General features: G+C 32.8%; 16 protein-coding genes. 8 read left to right on the top strand and 8 right to left on the bottom strand.

All coding sequences use genetic code 11. The features are described 5' to 3' along the window. Positions 1-194: 194 nt before the first annotated feature. From plsX to Q8L85_07655, 5 genes are all read right to left on the bottom strand, one after another. Entirely contained in the window at positions 195-1,247 is a 1,053-nt protein-coding gene (gene plsX / locus Q8L85_07675; GenBank protein MDP1724565.1) for a phosphate acyltransferase PlsX, read from the bottom strand. 17 nt (positions 1,248-1,264) lie between these two features. After that, a complete protein-coding gene (gene rpmF, locus Q8L85_07670; protein MDP1724564.1) occupies positions 1,265-1,450 on the bottom strand; it encodes a 50S ribosomal protein L32 in 186 nt (61 codons plus the stop codon). 222 nt (positions 1,451-1,672) lie between these two features. Further along, positions 1,673-4,222 (bottom strand): hypothetical protein, encoded by a 2,550-nt coding sequence (locus tag Q8L85_07665; protein ID MDP1724563.1) that lies wholly within the window; start codon positions 4,220-4,222, stop codon positions 1,673-1,675. Between the two features lie 806 nt (positions 4,223-5,028). Beyond that, positions 5,029-5,619: a DUF177 domain-containing protein gene (locus Q8L85_07660; protein ID MDP1724562.1), complete on the bottom strand. Its 591-nt coding sequence runs from the start codon at positions 5,617-5,619 to the stop codon at positions 5,029-5,031. 40 nt (positions 5,620-5,659) lie between these two features. Continuing rightward, complete coding sequence (locus tag Q8L85_07655) at positions 5,660-6,193, bottom strand: ubiquinol-cytochrome C chaperone family protein (GenBank protein ID MDP1724561.1); 534 nt, start codon at positions 6,191-6,193, stop codon at positions 5,660-5,662. 33 nt (positions 6,194-6,226) lie between these two features. Between Q8L85_07655 and bamE the strand changes: the two genes are divergently transcribed. Then, the gene (bamE, locus tag Q8L85_07650) at positions 6,227-6,682 is read left to right on the top strand and encodes an outer membrane protein assembly factor BamE (protein ID MDP1724560.1); all 456 of its coding nucleotides are present in this window, start codon (positions 6,227-6,229) and stop codon (positions 6,680-6,682) included. A 326-nt stretch (positions 6,683-7,008) separates the two neighbouring features. Next, positions 7,009-9,468, top strand: coding sequence for a prolyl oligopeptidase family serine peptidase (locus Q8L85_07645; protein MDP1724559.1), 2,460 nt, complete (start codon positions 7,009-7,011; stop codon positions 9,466-9,468). A gap of 72 nt (positions 9,469-9,540) precedes the next feature. Here Q8L85_07645 and Q8L85_07640 read toward each other — a convergent pair whose 3' ends face one another. Next, positions 9,541-10,749 (bottom strand): hypothetical protein, encoded by a 1,209-nt coding sequence (locus Q8L85_07640; GenBank protein MDP1724558.1) that lies wholly within the window; start codon positions 10,747-10,749, stop codon positions 9,541-9,543. Between the two features lie 166 nt (positions 10,750-10,915). On the opposite strand from Q8L85_07640, the gene Q8L85_07635 reads away from it, so the two are divergent. The 3 genes from Q8L85_07635 to Q8L85_07625 are packed head-to-tail and all read left to right on the top strand — an operon-like array spanning position 10,916 to position 14,010. Then, on the top strand, positions 10,916-12,202 hold the full coding sequence (locus Q8L85_07635; protein ID MDP1724557.1) for a Re/Si-specific NAD(P)(+) transhydrogenase subunit alpha: 1,287 nt from the start codon (positions 10,916-10,918) through the stop codon (positions 12,200-12,202). Continuing rightward, positions 12,199-12,600: an NAD(P) transhydrogenase subunit alpha gene (locus Q8L85_07630; GenBank protein ID MDP1724556.1), complete on the top strand. Its 402-nt coding sequence runs from the start codon at positions 12,199-12,201 to the stop codon at positions 12,598-12,600. Before Q8L85_07635 ends, Q8L85_07630 begins: the two co-directional genes overlap by 4 nt. 9 nt (positions 12,601-12,609) lie before the next feature. Then, positions 12,610-14,010 carry an NAD(P)(+) transhydrogenase (Re/Si-specific) subunit beta gene (locus tag Q8L85_07625; protein ID MDP1724555.1) on the top strand — a complete coding sequence of 467 codons (1,401 nt, stop codon included), beginning with the start codon at positions 12,610-12,612 and terminating at the stop codon, positions 14,008-14,010. 335 nt (positions 14,011-14,345) lie between these two features. Here Q8L85_07625 and Q8L85_07620 read toward each other — a convergent pair whose 3' ends face one another. Beyond that, positions 14,346-17,090 (bottom strand): tetratricopeptide repeat protein, encoded by a 2,745-nt coding sequence (locus Q8L85_07620; protein ID MDP1724554.1) that lies wholly within the window; start codon positions 17,088-17,090, stop codon positions 14,346-14,348. 290 nt (positions 17,091-17,380) lie between these two features. Here Q8L85_07620 and Q8L85_07615 point away from each other — a divergent pair, with 290 nt between their 5' ends. The 3 genes from Q8L85_07615 to Q8L85_07605 all read left to right on the top strand — a co-directional run bounded on the left by Q8L85_07615 (position 17,381) and on the right by Q8L85_07605 (position 20,065). After that, positions 17,381-18,175 carry a TlyA family RNA methyltransferase gene (locus Q8L85_07615; protein MDP1724553.1) on the top strand — a complete coding sequence of 265 codons (795 nt, stop codon included), beginning with the start codon at positions 17,381-17,383 and terminating at the stop codon, positions 18,173-18,175. 78 nt (positions 18,176-18,253) lie between these two features. After that, positions 18,254-19,384: a hypothetical protein gene (locus Q8L85_07610; protein MDP1724552.1), complete on the top strand. Its 1,131-nt coding sequence runs from the start codon at positions 18,254-18,256 to the stop codon at positions 19,382-19,384. Positions 19,385-19,543: 159 nt separating this feature from the next. Then, entirely contained in the window at positions 19,544-20,065 is a 522-nt protein-coding gene (locus Q8L85_07605; protein MDP1724551.1) for a hypothetical protein, read from the top strand. Positions 20,066-20,094: 29 nt separating this feature from the next. Here Q8L85_07605 and miaA read toward each other — a convergent pair whose 3' ends face one another. Beyond that, on the bottom strand, positions 20,095-20,964 hold the full coding sequence (gene miaA, locus Q8L85_07600; GenBank protein ID MDP1724550.1) for a tRNA (adenosine(37)-N6)-dimethylallyltransferase MiaA: 870 nt from the start codon (positions 20,962-20,964) through the stop codon (positions 20,095-20,097). Positions 20,965-21,220: the final 256 nt, after the last annotated feature.

The following is a 21,220-nucleotide window of genomic DNA, read 5'->3' as shown; positions in this document are numbered from 1 at the left end:
CATGATCGAAGATCATGACACAATTTAAATAAACACGTCATGCTCTTACGAGCATGTATTTCTTTCTGGATCCTGAATCTGCCTTCGAAGCTAAGCTTCAAGGCGTTCAGGAAAACAGTGATGTATGAGGCCAATTCTAAAAATTGTCCCGAAAACAAACTAATCAACAATACCGATATCGTGAGTAATTACACTCAGACGGATTTGGAAAAAACAAGATGCGATATACGCTCTATTTCATCACGTACACGATCAATAAAACCATTATGAATCATATCAGCTGTAATACCAATAGCATTTGAAAACCCAAAAGCATCCGTACCGCCATGACTTTTAACAACGGATCCATTAATACCTAAAAAAACAGCACCATTGTAACGTCTTGGATCAACACGTTCTTTTAATTTGTCAAAGGCTGGTTTCGCTAATAAGAAACCAATTTTTGCCCAAATTGAATGCTGGACAGTTTGTTTTAATAAGGCGCTAAAAAGTTTTGACGTGCCTTCTATGGCTTTTAAAGCAACATTACCTGAAAAACCATCTGTCACAACGATATCCGTTGTGCCAAGTGCAATGTCATTACCTTCAATAAACCCATGGAAGTTTAAGGGAAAGTCGGTTTCATTTGAACTCATTTTTTTAAGCACAGCATAAGCTTGACGAACAGATTCAGTGCCTTTTGTTTCTTCTGTGCCAATATTCAACAACCCAATTTTAGGCTCTGGTAAGCCTAATGTTGTACGTGCAAAAGCATCACCCATGATTGCAAATTGAACTAAATGCTCAACAGCAGATTCTGCGTTTGCGCCTAAATCAAGCATAACGCACTCACCATTAGGGGTAGGCAAAAATGAAGCAATTGCAGGACGCATAATACCGGGAATCATCCCTAAGACGTAGCGTGAAGATGCCATTAAAGCGCCTGTATTACCTGCAGAAACGACACCACCAGCAAGCTCATCACGAACAGATTCGACGGCTAACCACATGCTAGACTTCCGACCCGTTCTTAATGCTGCTGAAGGACGTACATCTGCAGAAATAACATCATCTGTATGAACAATCTCAGACACTTTAGAAAGCTCTTTATGCTTTTCTAAAAGAGGTTTTATCTTTGATTCGATGCCGAAAAAAAGATAATGGACTCCTAAATGCCGCTCACGTGCTAATGCAGCACCTTCGACAACTATTTCAGGAGCCCTATCGCCGCCCATCGCATCGAGGGCAACGATGATTTTTTTAGTCACCACATTCGTCCTAAATATTAAGACTCGATGGGACTAGAAATAACTTCGCGTTGATCATAATGACCACACGAACCACACATGTGATGCGGAAGCTTAGGTTCACCACAATTTGAGCACTCACTTGATGAAACGCCTACAAGCGCTTGATGAGCGCGTCTCATACCACGACGGGATTTCGATATTTTCTTCTTAGGTACAGCCATAGTCTTACTCTTTCAATTCCAATTGAGGATTAGATTTATACTAAATTTTTTGACAAAACTCAAGTCAAAAGAATTAGACTCATTTTTTTTTTAAAAATGGGCAAAAAATGTAGACGGTCATTTGACGATAATAAGAAGTATAACATCAAGCTTTATACATAACATAACAAGAATCTTACAATCCTATCTCGTCACAGTTAAGAATAAAACGAAAACCCTATTTTAGTCGTGCAACAGAACCTCATTAGCTAACAGCTCGCGACTTTTTTTCACTTTTGGCTCTCCCTCATTACAAACTTCAAAATCTCTTTCTAATCTTTTTTTTAATAAACTTGAATTAAAAATATGATCAGTCAAAATAAAAAATGCTTCATAATCAGCAAAATCTTCAGGCTCAAATATTAAATTTTCAATAAAATGGTTAAGTGTATTTTTGTTTTTATTAATAATTAAAAAATCTAAAACACTACTACCCTTTTCATTTTTACTTTTTAATATTTTTTTTATTCTATCCTTAAAATTTATTTTAAAATAATCAACGCATTTTACCGCCTCATCATCTAAATTCAGTTTAAGAAAATATAAAATATATACACTAATTCTATAATCACTCAATAAATGACTACAAATTTTTAAATATTTATGAAAATTATTATATTTTTGTTTTAATATTGCATAAATAATAGGCGTATGACCTTGACTGCCCATTCTCAAAAAATCTTCAGCTGAAAAAAATTTTATCTCGTTGACAACATAATTTAATAATCCATCACATTCTTTATTAGTTGAAAGTAAAGATAAAAAATCTGTTTTTTCATAGCTAAAGTCAATGAGTTGCTCTTTAGATAAAATCTTGGAATCAATCAATCTACGCAAACATTGTTCAGAATTATTATTTAACAAAACAGGATAAATATAATAATTTGGATTTTTATTAATTTTACCTTGACATACACCCACTGAATTTATGATTAAATCAAGCATTTTATAATTATTTTTTTTTAATACATTACAAAATGGTACTCCTCCCCCACACGTATCATCTCGAAAGATATCTTCCTGTGTAATTTTTTCGGTATTAATGAATAATTCCAACATATCAAATAAATTATTTTTACAAATTCTATTCAATAACATACCTTTTGCGTTATATGCCTCATTATATAGATATTTTTCTAAATCAATTTTTTTTAAAAATTCTTTTACTGTATTAATTAAATTTTTTTCTACTGCAACACTTAAAAGAGATTCAGGCTGAAATTGATCGTCCGTATAAGATGCAACTTCCTCTTCTGTCATAGCCTCAACATCCTGCACTATTTTTGCTGCAATTGTATAATTTTCAACATCGAACGTATTTTTTTTGAAAATTTCATATAATGTAAGCTTCATGTTGTTGTCATCTATAGGCAGAGTACTAAGCCAAAAATCTAAAAACTTATAGAAAACATCAAGTTTTTGAGACAAAACAAAATCAATTACATTGGCCATTTCATCTGAATCATATAAATTACAAGAAAAAACAATTTCAGATCTATCTTGACACCCATATTTCCGAAGAAAAAATAATCTTTCTGACGACAAGGATAAATTCAAAACATAAAAATCTAAATTGTTTTTATTTTTTTCTAAAAAATCTATGTTAAAGTTATTTTTTTTATTTAATTTCTGTTCGTATTCCAATGATCCGTGCATAGATCCAATATTAAGATTAAAAACAGCTTTTTCGTTATTTTCAACAGCTATACAGAGATTGTCTGAATCAAACGTTTCATTTTTAGCCGAAATACTCCATTGACGCCCATATTGCGGGTCAGAGAAATTATGAAGAAATGTTAAAAGATAATCTCGTGCCGTAGATAATTTTTTATTTCTATCATATTCATGTTTAATTTCATCTTTCGAAATAGGCACAAAATTTTGTAAAAGCATCACTACATTTATAATGTCTGAAGCCATTTCGTAACCCTTTTGCGGGTTAAATTTATCTCTTTGTAGATATTTCACATTTTCTTTATTCGAAACAATCGTCGCCCAATCATTTCTTGCTCTTTGTGTTTTTTGAAGTGAAATTGTTGGATAATTTGCATAAAAAGAAATCAATTCATCACTAACTTTAATTTCTGTATTTTTTAATTTATCCACTTCAAATTTATTTGAACGATTGTCGTAAAGAAGAATGTTAAAAAAGTTACGAATCATTGTTTCCACACAATCCGGAAATTGATATTCACCTAACCTAGCTTGTCCATACGTAATCAAAAGTGGATATTCATTTTCATATATTTCATGTCCATGCCCAAAAAATGAAGCCAATTCAGGGTTGCTAAACACTTCATTTTCAAATGATTCAGGTTCATCTTTCTGTTTTTTCTTACAAGAAAAATAAAAATCTTGATTAAAATTTGTATTAGAATTATTACTGAAATCTACCGAATCTACCGCCGCCTTAACTAATTCCTCCATATCTGTACGCTTATCAGCTTTTTTCCAAGCAAAGGCCAACAAAGTATGCTCGACAACATTTTTAGGATAAAAAGTCCATTCATTTTTTTCCCGTAATGCTTCTACTAAAATCCTTGAAAATAATACAATAGGTTTACAAGATCTAGTTTCTAAAAATACATCAAGCGCCGATAAAAATAATTTTTTTCCTTTTTTTGAATTTAGATAAGATTTTTCGAATCCCATATATTTTTCTGAAAGAATATCTTGCACAAGAATTTCATTTATATTTTTTAATAAAATTTCACTTAATTTTCCATCGTCCAAAGCAATTTCTCTTAAAATTTTTCCAATCCCCTCAAAACTTAACTTAGAGATTGGATTGCTTGAAATTTGATTTGGGACAAAATTAACACGATCAAAAGAAGGAAAAAGAAATTGGATAAAGGATGCAACATGATCTTGCGGAAAGTCATGTTCATTACGGAATGTAAAACTATAAGATGCAATGCCTTCTTTCTCAGGCCCATAATGTCCAAAAAATCTTAAATTAGGCAGATACGTATTTAATGCTACAAAACCATAAAGGGGCGATATTTGTTGATGATATTTTTCATCAATTGATTCTTTCCAACCACCTATTTCTTCAAACGGCAATTCCGAAAACGCCTTATTAAATGAAAAAGAAAACAAAAAAGCAAAAATAAACTTCAACATGCAACAATCCTTATAATTAAAAAACTAATGCAGTAAAATGTACATAAAATTATATATTTTGTCAATTTTAATTACTTTTTATCTTTATTTATTAAATTTTTTCATTTTTACTAATAATTTTACATATTAATTACTTTTATAAAACGCAAATTATAAGAAATATATACTTTTTTTATATTTATTTAACTATGTTTTCTGGAATAAATTTATCCATTACTTAAAGATAAAAAGATTTATTTTATATAAACGAACAGCATGACGATAGGTGGAGAGGAACAAAATTCACTAAAATGAAATAACAGCTTTGAAAATATAGTGAAATAACTTAAAAACACTAGTATAAACACACACACTTCCTACGTCCCGCGACGTAGAAGACATTATTACGTCAAGGCAACGCAAAATATCAAAAAACCCTACCCTTTTTTGCCTTCTTTTAAGTCTGATTCTTCATGATGTGAAAGCTTTTCTGAAAGACATTCAAAGGGCGATATCTTCTTCTCTTCATGAGACTCAACAATTTTTGTAAGTTCAGCCTGCGGGGCGCGTGGATATGGGTCTAAAGAAATCGCTAAATGCTGCGCTATCACTTCACCCATATCAAGTTCCGATGATTCAAGTATTTCAGGGACTTCTTCGTCATCTAAATAAGGCAAATCAATTTCATTTTGGTCTTTTTTGCCATATTTATCTTCTTTTTTTTCTTCAAAAAATTCTAGAAGATTATCTTTAATTTTTGCAATGACAGGCTCAAACGTTATAACACAAGTTTGAACGACTTCGCATTTAAGCTTACCTTTCAAACAAATAACATTACCATCTTCCGGACGCCAAACTTCACATTCAGCATTAAGGTATCTAATTTTTTGCAACCCAAAACGTTTTGCAAGCGCATCACATTCTTCTGCTGTTGCACTTAATGTAAATTTTTTAGGATCATCTGTTAAATCAAAAACAGAAACAACACGCGAAAATTCGGGATCTATCTGAATATGAGATAAAGTCATTGTCCTACTCCCTTTACAAAAATCACAAGATCTTAATATGTTAGGCGGCTTTCGAGAGATCTTTCAACAAATCCTCAAAAACAATTTTACCCTTAATAAGATCAGTATCACTTATCTTGGTTAAAATCTCAACCTGACGTGTCATATATAATGCCAAATCATCTAATTTTAAAGAATCCAATGCTGATTTTTCAAAAAAACTTACAAAAGATTGTTTTAAAAAATCTAAATCATGTAAACCTTTTTCATAGCATTCAATCCGCGCATAAAAAAGCTCTGCAAAAGATTTAATTTTTTTGCCAACACTTAAATCACCAACACCTAATTCTCGAATAGAACGATCAAGATCGTAAAAAAGAAGATCAAACAAATTTTGCCCTAATTTTTTATGTTTTTTCAATCGATGCAAAACCAAAAATGCATGAATTAAAATAAGTTCGAAGCGCCCTTTGATAGAATCTTCAATTTTTAATGTCTCATAAAACCACGGTGATCTTGCTTGTTCAACCAATCGCTGGTAAATACTATAGGCAGGCTTCTTATATCTGTTTTGAAACAGACTGAATATGGACATTTGTTTAACCTTATAAACTTTTTAGGATTCTTGATGAAAAAGATTACGTTACTTGCTCTTTTTGCCCCACTTGCACTTTCAGCCATTCTTACGCTTTCAGGATGTGTATCAAAAATTGACGTTCATGGCAAATATATAACTGAAGAGCAAGTGAAACAAATTGAAATATCAAAACATAACAAAAATGATGTGGAAGAGCTTTTAGGCTCACCTTCCAATGAATCCCCTTTTGACGGCAATATTTGGTATTATGTAGGCCGCAAAACAAGCAAAACCTCATTTTTAAACCCTGTGCTTGTTGATTTCAAAGGGTATGCCATTCATTTCAATGAGGATGGTTATGTTGATAAATTCGCACAGCTCACAAAAGAAGATCTAATTAAAATCACACCAGCACGTAGATATACGCCCACTGCAGGACATGAAATGTCTATTTTAGAGCAAATGGGCAGCTATGTTAAACGTGGTGCTGTTGAAAAGAAAAAATAAATCTATAAGGGGTTGTTGGCATTTCAGCCTTCAGCCCTTCCTTCTATGTCCTACTTCTTATCCATAGGAACCCCAAATATCAAAGTGAAAGGCATTGCGACGCATTTTACACAAACTTAGCCTTAACGAAGATTTATGAATTACACGAACACAAACAAAAACGTTAACCTTAAATCTTGAGTAATCCAAGACGACAGAAATTCCTTATAATCAATATATTATTTCTATTACAAATACAAAAAACATAAAAACCTTTAAATTTTATTAAAATTATGCTACAAATAATCCATTATTAAATTATATATATTTTTATTTAGGAAAAAATTATGCGCTTATTATTATGCCTTGTTATATCTTTTTGTTTTTTTAATATTCACACGTCATCCGCTCTCATTAAAAGAGAAAAAATTCATGATTATGCAAATGTTATTCAAGACAAAACAAACATACCTAAAATTAGTAATAATGGAAAATTAATCACGCGTTTTAGTGAAAATTATGATAAAATCATCGTCATTAATATTAAAAAATCAACAGAAAATACACTAAACATTCAGCATGAAATAGATTTAACTGACCTACAAAATGAAATTAATCATGATTATTTTTCATCCATTTCTTTTGTAGGAAATGATCAATATATTATATTTTGGCGAACATTAAAAAACATTGAAGAAAATAATGAACAGATTTTTAAAATTGACCTTAAAACAAACGCTGTTTCACGCATTACAATCGATGATCAAAATTTAATATTTTCTAATTATTATATTAAAAATTTAAACAATGAAGAAATACTAATTTTGTGTGAAAAAAAAATTCACATCGATAATGAAAGATATATTTATTACGTTCAACAAACTGAGTGCAATCTTATAAAAAACAAAATAGATATTCTTAGGAATGAGTATAAAAAAGAAGAAAAAATAAATAAAAATTCACCAAAAGCGATATATTTGTACACCGAAATAAATAAATTATTAAGTGACGAAATAGACATTTCCGATAAATTAAAAATACAAAAAAAGCTAATCAAAAACACACCTTACGAAATATACCGCTTCAACATTATGAATAATACATTTACCAAAGAAACAGATTTTATCAATGGATACCCTAACTTATTAATTGATGATTCTCTTCAAATCAAAGCCGCAACAACAACATCCCCTAAAAATAATAATAAAAAACACATTTGGATAAAAAATGGCGAATTATGGAACAAAATACATAAATTTATAGGCAATGATATTAAAATCTTAAATCTATCCGACAACCAGAACATATTGCATTTTATAAAATGTAAAAATAATTTTAAAGAAGTCTTTTCATATGATATTTCTTCAAATAAAACAACCTTATTAGCCTCTCACCCCAAAGCTGATATTGTTGATTTTATCCATTTTAGCGAAATAGAAAAATTTTTAAAAAATATATTTCCTGATTTAAGCCAATTTAAAGATACATATTTTTACATAACAAATGTTCTTAGACCTTTAATGCACACAAACAATCCAACATTTCAACCTATAGTTACTTTATTTAACAATCTCAATTTAACATCCTATACAACAAGCACATTCACCAAAAATAAATTAAAATTTTTACTACAATGCAATATATTTAAAGAAGCATCCTATTATTATCACTTTAAAATAAACACACCATCAAACATTTATCAATTGTATGATTTTTTAAGAAATCCAAAAAAATTATTCTCGGTCAAAAAATTAAAACTTTTCCCAGAACGCCAAAAAATTGACGAAATCTCAAGCCTCAAAATACCCAGAACGTTTAAATCACGTGATGGATTAGATCTCCATTGCTATATCACACTTCCTAAAAATGCTTTCAAAAATGACGCCATCATCCCACATCCCTTCATTGTTGATGTACATGGTGGGCCACATTCACGTAATGAATTATGTTGGGAGGATGATATACAAATTTGGGCAGATCGTGGCATCGGTACGATTCAAATTAACTACAGAGGATCAAAAGGATTTGGTCAACAATTCAAAGAAGCTTGTTATGGCGAAATAAGCCATAAAATGGTTAATGATATTGAAGATGTTGTTTTGCAGCTTATTAAAGAAAATGTTATTGATCAAAATAAGCTTGCCATACACGGCTATTCTTATGGTGCTACAATCGCCTATAATATGCTCACCCAAAAACCACATCTTTTCAAAGCAGGCATTACAGGTGCTGGCGACGCCGATTATGAATTATTAGTTAAACATGACAATAGAGATTATTGGAAACAAATTGTTTTTGGCCGCGAAAAGATATCAAATCAGAAAATTAAAGAAGAATCTCAAAAAAATTCCCCCATTCATTATGTACAAAACATTTCTGTACCATTGCTCATTATCTCACCTGACAAAGATGATACGGTTTCGTACAACCAAACAATGTTGCTACATAAAAAACTTAAAGAATTCAAAAAAGATGTTGCTGTTTATAAAGTGTCATCAGAAGATCATTGTAATTGGAAAATTGAAAATTATAAGGCGAGTTCTGCTTTAAAAGAAATTTTTATATGTTGTTTATTTGAATTGCCTTGTCAATGCATTAATGATGAACTTAATAATGCACCAAATATAAAACCTATCTTAGATCCTGATGATGAATGGGGGAATTATAATTGGCCTGCATATGACACAGATGAATATGATTCTGATGATCAAAAACATATGCCTGTTTGGGCTGATCTGAGTGATTCAGATATCGATGAAACAAATGGCTTTGAATCAGAAGAATATGATCCAGAAGATGCATATTAAAGTATTTCAATCATATTTAATTTTAAAACATGTGCAGTCACTCTTTTAGTAGCTGCACATCACGTCACGTTATTAAGAATTATTTTCTAACAATTGAACGTTTGAACGCCTTGTCTTAAACCATGTATCAATCAACAATTCTTTTTGTTCAGGCTCTAGTCTATTAAATCCACCATCCAATAGATGATAATTTTCTGGATTTTCTGGAGTATCACCCAGATGAATTCGATAGAATGATTCAGAAATTTTAGTGGCATAAGTTGGCTTATTATCCTCATAAATTTCTTCTTTTGTCTTGTCTAATTCAAATGTTCCAATATTAGAATCAAAATATCTTAGATCTGGAAGATTTTCGAAAATTTTTATGACCTCATCAACGTTTATTTTATTTCGTGGCATTACAAGATTAATCAAATTTTTAAAATTCTTAATTTCTTGTATACCTTCTTCATCCAATTCATGCGACGAAATATCAAGATACATAAGATCCTTAAGATGATACGCTAATTCTTTTATACCCTTCGCACTCATTTTACTACTACCTAAATAAAGACGCTTAAGTTTTTTCAATTGTGCAATTTTTGATATCTCCTCATCACTTAAATTTGCGTATTGAATTTCAAGATGTTCAAGATTTTTCATTAACAAAACATTATCAGGTAAAATTAAATTCTGCTTACCTTCTTTTAAATAAACAGAAAGCAACATTGTTTTTAATATTTCCAGTTGTTTCAAATTAGAAAACAAAGATTCTAATATTTCATTGTTTTTAGATAAAAAATCATCATTTTTTAACCCTGGTTCATAATAAAGCGTTTTAATCCAAGGAAAATATTTAATATAGTTACTATGATGCGATTTCAAATCATCCATTATAAAACCAGTAAAACTAAATAATTCAAATCTATCTATTTCTTCATAAGAAGGATCTTCATTATCAGCATTTGCACCATTTAAACATAAATAATCATATAAATCATCTGGACACTCATCTTTGCCATAAGTAAAGCAATTCAATAAATTTATATTAGCTTCCTGTGAAACCTGCGCAATTATTTTTTGCCGCTCAACAACAGGATCTTCTATAGCAAAAATATTATTGTTAACATTCTCTTTTTTTTCACCTATATCATCTTCATAGGTATCCTCTGTTTTAATTTTCTTAACATCTTTCTCCTCAGCAACATTTTCAGCATCAAATTTTGTTTTCCCGGCTTCTGCAACATTTATGCTCCAATTTATGAGTACCAATAGTGCAAGTAATGATATTTTAAACTTCATGTTTGTTTTCTCCATATATTTTAGATAGTTATTTCAAACCTACTAAGACATAACCATAAAATCAAGATATCGACCAAAACAAAACCTTATAAGCTAAACTTGCAATTCTGAACAACTCACTTTATTATTGCCTAGTTTATAAATGCATGATCTGAAAAGGTGATTTATGCGAATTGCGATTCTCAAAGAGCGTGGGTTTAATGAAACACGCGTTGCTGTTTCTCCCGAAACTGTCAAAAAATATTTATCATTAGGGTTTTCTGTTTGTATAGAAAAAGATGCAGGTCTTAAATCTCAATTTTTAGATGAAGATTATGTAAAATTTGGCGCTGAAATCAAAGCCACGCCAAAAGAAACTCTTGAAAATGCGGATCTTATTCTGCATGTAAGATCACCCCTTTTGGATACAAATTCTGCTTCCGAAGTCGCCTTCTATAAAAAAAATGCGACGCTCCTTGGCCTTTTAGATCCTTACGCGGATATTAATCAATTTGTAGATTATGCTAAATCAGACATTACAAGCTTTAGCTTAGAACTTATCCCACGCATTAGCCGGGCGCAATCCATGGATGTGCTGTCATCCCAAAGTAATCTCGCAGGTTACAAAGCTGTTTTAGATGCAGCGTCAGAATTTGGACGCGCTTTCCCCATGATGATGACGGCCGCTGGCACCATTCCACCAGCACGTGTTCTTGTACTTGGCGCAGGTGTTGCGGGCTTACAAGCGATTGCAACCGCAAAAAGATTAGGGGCGATTGTCTCCGCTTTTGACGTAAGACCCATTGCAAAAGAACAAGTTGAAAGCCTTGGCGCTTCTTTTGTTGAGGTTGAAGCACCTGTTGAATCTGCAGAAACATCAGGCGGTTATGCTAAAGAAATGAGCGACGATTATAAAAAGCGTCAAATGCAAAAAGTTGCCGATGTCTTAAAAAATATTGATATCGTCATATGCACAGCCCTTATCCCTGGCAAACCAGCGCCAATTCTTGTGACTGAAGATATGGTCAAAAACATGAAACCCGGTAGTGTGATCGTTGATTTAGCTGTTGAACGTGGTGGCAATTGCGTTATAAGCGAAGCAGGCAAAATTGTTCATAAACATCATGTTAAAATTATGGGACATCTGAATGTACCTGGTCGATTAGCATCAGATGCCAGCCGTCTTTATGCACGTAATTTATATCATTTTGTTGAACTTCTATGGGACAAAGAAGCTAAAAATCTTAAAATAGATTTAGAAGATCCTATTATTCAAGCGACGCTTATGACACATCAGCACAACGTAATTCATCCAGATTTTGGCGGTCCAAATCCAAAAAATTCAACGAAAAACGATGAATCAAAAGCTGTTGAGGCTGAAATATTACCACCAGCCCCCACAAATGAAGATAATACAAATGCAGATCATGACAAAGACGACAAAACCTCTTTTGAAGGAAGATTAAGCGCATGAGCATCAAAGATATCATTGAAAAATTATCAACTCTATCCGAAGAAACGCAAAATCTATCAGGCGAAGTGAAATCTTTATTGATGCAAGCGCAGCAAATACCCATGGAAAATCAAACAACAAGTCCGTTTTTATTGGGCTTAACTGTTTTTATCCTTGCATGCTTCGTTGGTTATTATGTTGTTTGGCGTGTGACGCCCGCTTTGCATTCGCCGTTAATGGCGGTCACTAATGCTATTTCGAGCGTGATCATTGTAGGCGCACTCATCGCAATGGGACCTGACCTCATGGGTACTTCTAAACTCTTTGGTTTTATCGCGATCGTTTTGGCATCGGTTAATATTTTCGGCGGATTTATTATCACGCAACGCATGCTCGACATGTTTAAGAAAAAGCAATAGGAAACGATTATGGCTTCATCAATTTCAGTAATTTTATACCTCGTTTCAGCTATTTGTTTTATCATGGCATTACGTGGATTATCCTCCCCTGATTCAGCCCGACAAGGCAATATGTTCGGCATGGCTGGGATGCTTATCGCGATTCTTACAACCGTTTTCAGTCATTCCATTTCCTCCTACATCCTGATTATTGGTGGAATCGCTGTTGGAGGTGGCATTGGTGCCATTATCGCCAAAAGACTTCAAATGACATCTTTACCGCAATTAATGGCAGCTTTTCATTCTCTCGTAGGTATAGCGGCCGTTTGCGTTGCAGCTGCAGCATATTATGCCCCACATGTTTATGGCATTGGCGAAATCGGTCATATCCACGCATCTAGCCTTATCGAAATGAGTTTAGGGTCCGCAATCGGTGCCATTACCTTTACAGGATCAATCATTGCTTTTGGCAAATTACAAGGCTTGCTTTCTAGCAATCCTCTTATTTTTAGTGGACAACATAAATTAAATGCGCTTTTAGGACTTTCACTTTTAGGCCTTATCATTCTTTTCACCATTGTTCCAAATTCTTTTGTTTTTTGGGCAATAGCACTCGTTGGATTTGCACTTGGTTTATTACTGATCATGCCTATTGGTGGCGCCGATATGCCTGTGGTTGTATCCATGCTTAATTCATACTCAGGCTGGGCCGCCTGCGGCATTGGATTTACGCTCACAAATAACCTACTAATCATCACAGGCGCGCTTGTAGGTTCATCTGGTGCCATCCTTAGCTATATCATGTGTAAGGGCATGAACAGATCAATCCTCAACGTTCTTTTGGGCGGATTCGGTGGTGATTCTGGCGGATCTACACAAGCTGCAGGTTCTAATGCGGATAAACCCGTCAAATCAGGAAGTGCCGAAGATGCTGCTTTTATTTTAAAAAATGCAGGTTCAGTTATTATCGTCCCAGGCTATGGAATGGCTGTCGCCCAAGCGCAGCATACATTACGCGAAATGGGCGACATGCTTAAAAAAGAAGGCATTAAAGTACGTTACGCAATTCATCCAGTCGCAGGTCGTATGCCAGGCCATATGAATGTGTTATTGGCTGAAGCAAATGTACCTTATGACGACGTATTAGAACTTGATGAAATCAACCGTGACTTTGCATCGAGCGATGTCGCTTTTGTCATTGGGGCCAATGATGTAACAAATCCAGCAGCCAAAACAGATCCCAAAAGCCCTATTTATGGGATGCCTATTTTGGATGTTGATCGCGCAAAAACTGTTTTATTTGTTAAACGTTCTATGGCGTCAGGCTATGCCGGTGTCGAGAATGAGCTTTTCTTCAGACCCAATACAATGATGCTTTTTGGTGATGCAAAAAAAATGTGCGAGCATATCATTCAATCATTGGATCATTGATTTATAGTCAAATGACTTGAAAACGCTATAAATGGACGGTTACCATTCCTCCTCCTACGTCCCGCGGCTTGTCCGCGGGATCCATGATGCAAAAGTGTAAAGAAAATCCTTTATCGGAACTTTTTGAACGCTTTCTGGATCCCGCGAACAAGTCGCGGGACATAGGAAGAGGGTGGGGTTTATACAGTGATATGGCCGCGGGAAGTAAGAAGAGCAGATGTTTAAATTGCCCCCCCTGAGTAGTTACATTCTTTTTAAAAGATAGAGATCGTTACGTTTTTGAAATAATTTCAAAACAAAAGAAGAAGTATCTTACAAAAAAGATGCCTCTTTCTTTATTTAACGTCATCACCTTCAATGCTACTTAACAAATCCTTAATACTTTTTGATCGCCCAAACCCAATCCTACCTACGTTTGAATGAGCTGGCTTATGCATCTTCAAAATATTATCACCCACCTCAAAATTAATATTTGATCCTTTCGATGGCGTCATTTTTGTTTTATATTCCTTACCTAACACATTCATAAGACGCATAAATTGTGCATGAGATGCTTTTGATACATAAGAACCTTTAAATTTATCAAGCAATTTTTGCTCTTTCTTTTTTTTGAGCTTTTTTTCAGATTGCACTACAATTTGCCCATTATTAACTTCGGGCTCATCTTCAGTAGATATAGCTATTTTTCGAGCTTGATGTGCTCTATGAATTGCAGCAGGATCAATATCTTGATACGCGTCCAAATCTGTTGGAGTTTCTATAATTATGGTTGGATTTTCAACAGAATCATCTTCATTATCTGAGTCCGATGATATCTCTTCAGATTGATCAGGATGTTGTTCTATTTCTGTCATTATGGACTGAATTGTTTCTTTAAACTCACTATCCGCTTTAGATACTTCGTAAGGTTGCTCCGATACTATTAAAGCAGAATCTGAATTTAAAGAATCAATCTGTTCTGGCGCCTCAAAAAAACCAAGCATAAGTTTAGCATTATCAGATGCCTCACCCTCATCTTTACTAGAAAGATCATTAAGAATGTGATGAGATTTTTTTAGATCTTTAGGAACAGTTTTTGAATAACCCGACATCATTAACATAGAGTAAATAAAACTTGCCTGTGCAACACCTGCATCATGAGCGTTTTTAAGATAGTTAAAAGCTTCATCTTCATTAATCTGCTGCTTATAGTAATCGAAATAATTATCTTGAGACATAAAATACTTCATGCCAATCGCAGTCATAGCATCTAAATTACCAAAACGTGCTGCTTTTAGCAAATAATACAATGCTTTTTCAGGATTATATCCTTCTTCAACAGACTCATAAAGTTCATCATATAATACGGCTAATTTATACATTAAATCTGCATCATCTTTAAACTCAGGGCGTTCTAACAAATCCAAACAAATTTTTTCTGCTGTTTTTTTTGATTGTTGCGTAACATTAAAACCAACATCCCCAAACATATAAATATATGCTAAGTTTTTACCTGCAATTTCGGACTTAGATGCTATTTTTGTATAATATTGAATAATTTTATGAAAATCTTTTTTATAATTACATAATTCTTTCAAATGTGCTTCAGCCATAATTTCATTGCAATGCACTTCATCGATCTCACCTTCAGAACCTTTTCGAATGATTTCAAAGAGTTTTTGTTGTGCATTTATATTTAAATAACTAAAAAGTCTAATATATATATCAAAGCATTTTCTTAAAATAATGCCTTTAAATGCTTCTTTATCAATTGAATTGTGATCAGAAATATTAAAAAAAACGTCATAACACATTGATACAAGTTTTTCACTCTGTTCTGCCAATTTCATAAGATTTAGCAATGGTTTTTGAGTTTCATCATAAAGATCTTTATATAAACGAATTGCACAAAGACATTTAGCATCCAAGAATCCATTATTAGATGCTTGATCATACCAAAAATAAGCTTTTTCATTATTTGTATTTATATTGATTGTGTGCGCATATTTATTGTTTTGCATATTTGCAGCGTCTAATTCAGATTTACGAAATGTGCAATGTTCGTTTTTTGGATCATAAAGCATCGCTAAATAAAATTGCATTTTAGAATGATTTTTATATGCTAAAAAATGAAGCAACGTTATTAAGTGATCTGAAGTATTTACCGTTAAATTAATTTGAAGAATATTCTCTTCCAGCGTTTTCATATATTTAAATGGATTCAACGTCTCATCTTCACAAGATGACACAAACAATAAATTAACTATTTTAAGTTGCGCCTCTTCACTTCCCCATGAAGCCGCTTTAAGAAGGGCACTCAAATAAAAAGATGGATCCTTACCATTTTTTTCAAGTCTCAGTAGCAATGTATAAACGGAAGCAATAGAATTTATGTCGTCATTTTTACATATCAACTTGTTCATAAGAGAAAAATTATTAAAATATTTTTCACCGACACCTGGATTCATTGATCCATAAACATCATTTTTAAATTGTTCTTTTTTCCTTGCATTTTTTATTAACTCAATTTTATACATAAAAGCTTTTATAGCGTCAATGTCACCATTACTTGACGCTGTAAAATAATAATTATGAATCGTTACATCTTTTCTGTATAATGGGTCTTTTATCGATAAAAAAAGATCTTTAGATTCGATCTTATTTTCGAAAGTAAGCTTTCCTGTAAGATATTGAGCTCTCGATATCTTTTCAATTCTTAAAGCTTCAAGTTCTTTTTGATCACTTTTTGTATTTACTTTTTTCTTCCCTTTATGCGCTTTAAGCTTATTAGAGATTTTTATATAAATCTTAGAAGCTGCTAAATTACCCTTTGCAGGCAAAGAAGATGTCTCGGTTAAATAAATCAAATCATCAGAAGACAATGGCATGCTTCGTCCATCAATTGCACCTGCATGATTTTTATATAGATCTAAAATATAAGGATGAGCATAAATATTACCCCCTTTTAATGGATATAATTCTTGATAGGCCTCACGATATTTTTGTTGCTCGTAAAGGTTAACACCTTCATAAAAACCTGCAAAAACTGATTGAAAAAAAACAAATGAAAACAATACGAAAGATATTGAAAAACGAAACATAACACACCAAATTATAATAAAAAAAATTACTTATACCACATAACATACAGTATATCAATATTAATTTCAATTCTATTCAAAACAAAATACATATTTTAACTTTATTATTTTATGTAATAAAGATAGATAAAAATATATACCCGTTTGAAAATTACACTTTTAAAATAAGTTAAATTTGTAGCATAAAAAAAATAAAAATGTTAATTTTCATGTGAGATGTCTAATGATTCTCGCAAACCTTGAAAAACGTCGATAAATAGGTCGTTAGCATCAATTTTGAAAGATATTTAATGTTTAAATTTAAAACACCATTAAGACCAAAACCACCCCAAAAACTAAAGATAAAAATTCGCGAAAAAGTGCGTGCCGATCATCTTTTAGTAACATTGGGCATTGCAGAAAACAGAAGCAAGGCCCAAGCCTTTATCAAAGATGGCCATATATTTCATGGTGATGTCCGCATCGAAAAAGGGGGAGAACTTTTTCCTGCCGATACGATTTTGGACTATAAAGGGGAGACACATTCTTGGGTATCCCGTGGGGGATTAAAGCTTGATTATGCGTTGCAATTTTTCAATCTATCACCTGAAGACAAAATATGTATGGATGTTGGTGCTTCAACAGGTGGTTTTACACAAGTCTTGCTTGAAAAAGGCGCTTCTAAAGTTTATGCCATTGATGTTGGGCATGACCAACTTGATTTCTCATTACAAGACGATTCGCGCGTTATCAATATTGAACGTATGAATGCACGCGCCTTAACAAGTGTTGAAATCCCTGAAAAAGTTGATGTTATCGTTTGTGACACAAGCTTTATAAGTCTTATCAAAGTACTTGAAACACCCTTAACTTTTGCGCAAAAAGATGCGTGGCTTGTAGCGCTTATTAAACCCCAATTTGAAGTCGGCAAAGGTTTTGTGGGTAAAGGTGGGATTGTAAGAGAACCCGATTTACACGAAAAATCAGTTCAAGATGTTTCTACTTGGCTTGAAACACAAAATTGGAAAATTTTGGGTGTTACAGAAAGTCCTATTTTAGGATCCAATGGAAATAAAGAATTTCTGATTGCTTCTATTAAACTTTAACACATTTTTTACTTGTTTTTTTATTTTTTTTGTATGATAATTAATATAATTTAAATTTTGTACATTAAGGATTAAAAAATGACTAAAATTAAATCGTTTCTGTCACTTACAATTATTTTGTCTTCTTTTATAAATGCTTCTTTTGCGATGCGTCACGTTTTAATAGATGGAAAGCCATTTAGTGATAGAACAATAGAAATGGAAGCTGAGATACAAAAAGATTTCCCCTATGTTTTACCTGGAATTGCAACATTTAAAGAGGGAATAGTACAAAATATTATGTATCATTCTTTTATTGCCATTCAACCAAATGTACTTCTTACTTGTGCTCATGAAATTAATGAAAACGTCAAAAATAAGGCAAAATCTAAAAGACTAAAAACTTCTGGATTCCAAACTGAATTATTTATAAAAGGAAAAAAATATACCGCACATTGGGTTATTCATCCATCATATGTAAATCCTCCGAATTCATTAATTAAAGATATCGGCTTTACAGAAGATATTGAATCAAACAGAACTTTGCTTGAAAGTGAAATTGGTGCGACTGCGCAACCACAATATGATACAGCCCTTGTTTTTTTAAACGAAGCAATTGAAGGCCTTGATGTTTTTGCAAATCTTTCAGCATCTGAACCAGTACCAGCAATCGAAGCAGAAGCAAAATTAATTGCTTGTGGATTTATGGCTACCAACAATAAAATACAATCAAATGATGTCAGTACACTTGAACATAAAGATGAAAAGTTTATGGCTTTAAATAATTTACTTTTAACTAACAGCTTGCAGGAAAATAAACCGTTAGATGCATTTAAATTTATGAAAAGACAAACAGGGAACATCAAAATATCTTTTGATGAACAAAAATCTGCGTTTGCTTCAATTCAACCTTATCCAAAAGGTCATTCAGAAACTTTGTTTTTGTATCCTTCAGATTACACAGAGATCATTGATCCTGTCGCAGTCGTTCAAGGTGACTCAGGCGGTGCTTTGCTTTTAAATGAAAATGAGCGTTTCGTCGTAAAAGGTGTAAACTCTTCTCATACCCACGTATCATTACAACAAATGCCTGACAATCAATATGCTATGCTTTTTGGCGCTGATTATCAAATACCTAATAAAACCTATTTTGCACCTATTGCCATGAGTAAAAATTGGATTGACGAAAAATTACGCAAACGCGGAACATCAATAGAATGGGCTCAATAATTTTATGTTCTAAAAAGGCAAGATTATGAATCGCTCTAAGCGTATAATTTTGCCTTGACTTTATATTTCAGTGATTTAAATATGGTGAATCCGTAACCATCTGAAATAATTTAAGAGAATCTTGAATTGCGACTCAATATTGTACATTGTTTAGTTTTTATGTTTGTATTCCTTACAAATAACGCTTCATTTTCTGATCAATATAAAGATGATTATCTTTTTGAAAAACAACAATCTCAGAATCATCCGCCTGAATTCACCTATATGTATGATGAAGAAAATAAAAACTTAGTTGTTTTGAAAAATGGATTATGGATTGACTCTATTATTGTAACCAATGCAATAGAAGCAATATTAGATGGACCTATCTGTATGATGTTTTTTGTCAAAGAAGTAAAAAATGAAAACTATTTTATTGCAGAATATTATAAACATAATATACTCAATATTTTTCATGGTGATTCTATTAAATTTTATTGTAATTTGTTAAGAAAATTACGTCGTTTGAAATTATATATTTTTGATAAAGAACAAGAAAATTTATTTTGTGAAGAAAATATCGACTGTTTTATTAATCTGCCAAAAGATGCATATAAACCTTGCAGACATTTAAAATTAGAAATTGAGAATCCCAGTACAAAGAAACTTGATTATATTCGAATAGAACTTCCCGAAGATTGAAAGATATCGAATTCATTTAATATGTGCATTTACACAGGTTCAATCCAATGCGCATTTGTAAATTGATGTCGACACCATGTCGTTTGACGTTTTGCAAATTGTCGGGTTTTTATTTGGGCTAATTCGATCGCCTCCCCTAAAGTTAAACCACCTTCTATATATAATTTTAGCTCCTTATATCCAAGAGCCTGAGTTACACTTGCTGTTTCAGCTATATTTTGTTGCATTAAGTTTTTCACTTCATCAATCGCACCCATATCCAACATTTTAAGAAAACGCGTATTGCAATTTTGATATAATTTTTCTCTTTCAGGACATAAAACAATCACGTCAAATGTATAAGGAAACGTTTTCTTAGGCAGACTTTGCCAATATGAAAGTGGTTTTAATGTTGTTTGATAAACTTCCAAACCACGCATAATGCGTTGTTGATCATGAGGATGTAATTTTGCAGCTACAATAGGATCATACAATTCCAATTGTTTGTACATATAATCAAGACCATAAATCTGAAGATCATCTTTTAGTTTTACACGCATTTCAGGATCAGAATCTGGCATTTCAGAAAGACCTTGAATCAAGGCCATTAAATAAAAACCACTCCCCCCCACTACATAGGGTTTTTGTCCATTATGTAAAACAGTTTCAATTTCTTTTGCAGCAAGCCCAGCCCAAATACCCGCTGTACATTGTTCTGTATGATCTAAAACCTCGTAAAGTCTATGTGGCACCTTTTCTTTTTCATGCTCATTAGGACAAGCCGTTAAAATGGGCAAATCTTTATAAAGCTGCAACGCATCTGCATTAATGATTACACCATTGTCTTTCAAAGCCATATCAAGCGCTAATGCAGATTTACCGCCAGAGGTTGGACCTGTGATTACTACAACTCTATCCATTACAATTTCCATACATTAAATCAGCAACTACGTAGATTATGCGGCAATGTCTAGAGCCCCCAATCTACGGGACGAAAAATAAAATTGCCTCTCCCCTTTGTGGGAGAGGTCGGCGCGCAGCGACGGGTGAGGGGTATTTAAAGCGTTTACAAAGAGCAACACCATCATGCCATAATCTAAGCATTGCCAAACAAATACTCATCTCTCCAAAATTGCAAAATATCCCTCACCCGCTCCCTTTGGTCGCGACCTCTCC

This window comes from Alphaproteobacteria bacterium (assembly GCA_030680745.1).
Classification (GTDB): domain Bacteria; phylum Pseudomonadota; class Alphaproteobacteria; order JAUXUR01; family JAUXUR01; genus JAUXUR01.
This window is presented reverse-complemented; position numbering and strand designations above follow the sequence as displayed.

Bases quoted from the DNA above. Each gene is read 5' to 3' on its own strand.
- rpmF (MDP1724564.1), bottom strand. From the start codon at position 1,450: ATGGCTGTACCTAAGAAGAAAATATCGAAATCCCGTCGTGGTATGAGA.
- Q8L85_07660 (MDP1724562.1), bottom strand. From the start codon at position 5,619: ATGACTTTATCTCATATTCAGATAGATCCCGAATTTTCGCGTGTTGTT.
- Q8L85_07655 (MDP1724561.1), bottom strand. From the start codon at position 6,193: ATGTCCATATTCAGTCTGTTTCAAAACAGATATAAGAAGCCTGCCTAT.
- bamE (MDP1724560.1), top strand. From the start codon at position 6,227: ATGAAAAAGATTACGTTACTTGCTCTTTTTGCCCCACTTGCACTTTCA.
- Q8L85_07645 (MDP1724559.1), top strand. From the start codon at position 7,009: ATGCGCTTATTATTATGCCTTGTTATATCTTTTTGTTTTTTTAATATT.
- Q8L85_07640 (MDP1724558.1), bottom strand. From the start codon at position 10,749: ATGAAGTTTAAAATATCATTACTTGCACTATTGGTACTCATAAATTGG.
- Q8L85_07635 (MDP1724557.1), top strand. From the start codon at position 10,916: ATGCGAATTGCGATTCTCAAAGAGCGTGGGTTTAATGAAACACGCGTT.
- Q8L85_07630 (MDP1724556.1), top strand. From the start codon at position 12,199: ATGAGCATCAAAGATATCATTGAAAAATTATCAACTCTATCCGAAGAA.
- Q8L85_07625 (MDP1724555.1), top strand. From the start codon at position 12,610: ATGGCTTCATCAATTTCAGTAATTTTATACCTCGTTTCAGCTATTTGT.
- Q8L85_07620 (MDP1724554.1), bottom strand. From the start codon at position 17,090: ATGTTTCGTTTTTCAATATCTTTCGTATTGTTTTCATTTGTTTTTTTT.
- Q8L85_07615 (MDP1724553.1), top strand. From the start codon at position 17,381: ATGTTTAAATTTAAAACACCATTAAGACCAAAACCACCCCAAAAACTA.
- Q8L85_07610 (MDP1724552.1), top strand. From the start codon at position 18,254: ATGACTAAAATTAAATCGTTTCTGTCACTTACAATTATTTTGTCTTCT.
- Q8L85_07605 (MDP1724551.1), top strand. From the start codon at position 19,544: ATGTTTGTATTCCTTACAAATAACGCTTCATTTTCTGATCAATATAAA.
- miaA (MDP1724550.1), bottom strand. From the start codon at position 20,964: ATGGATAGAGTTGTAGTAATCACAGGTCCAACCTCTGGCGGTAAATCT.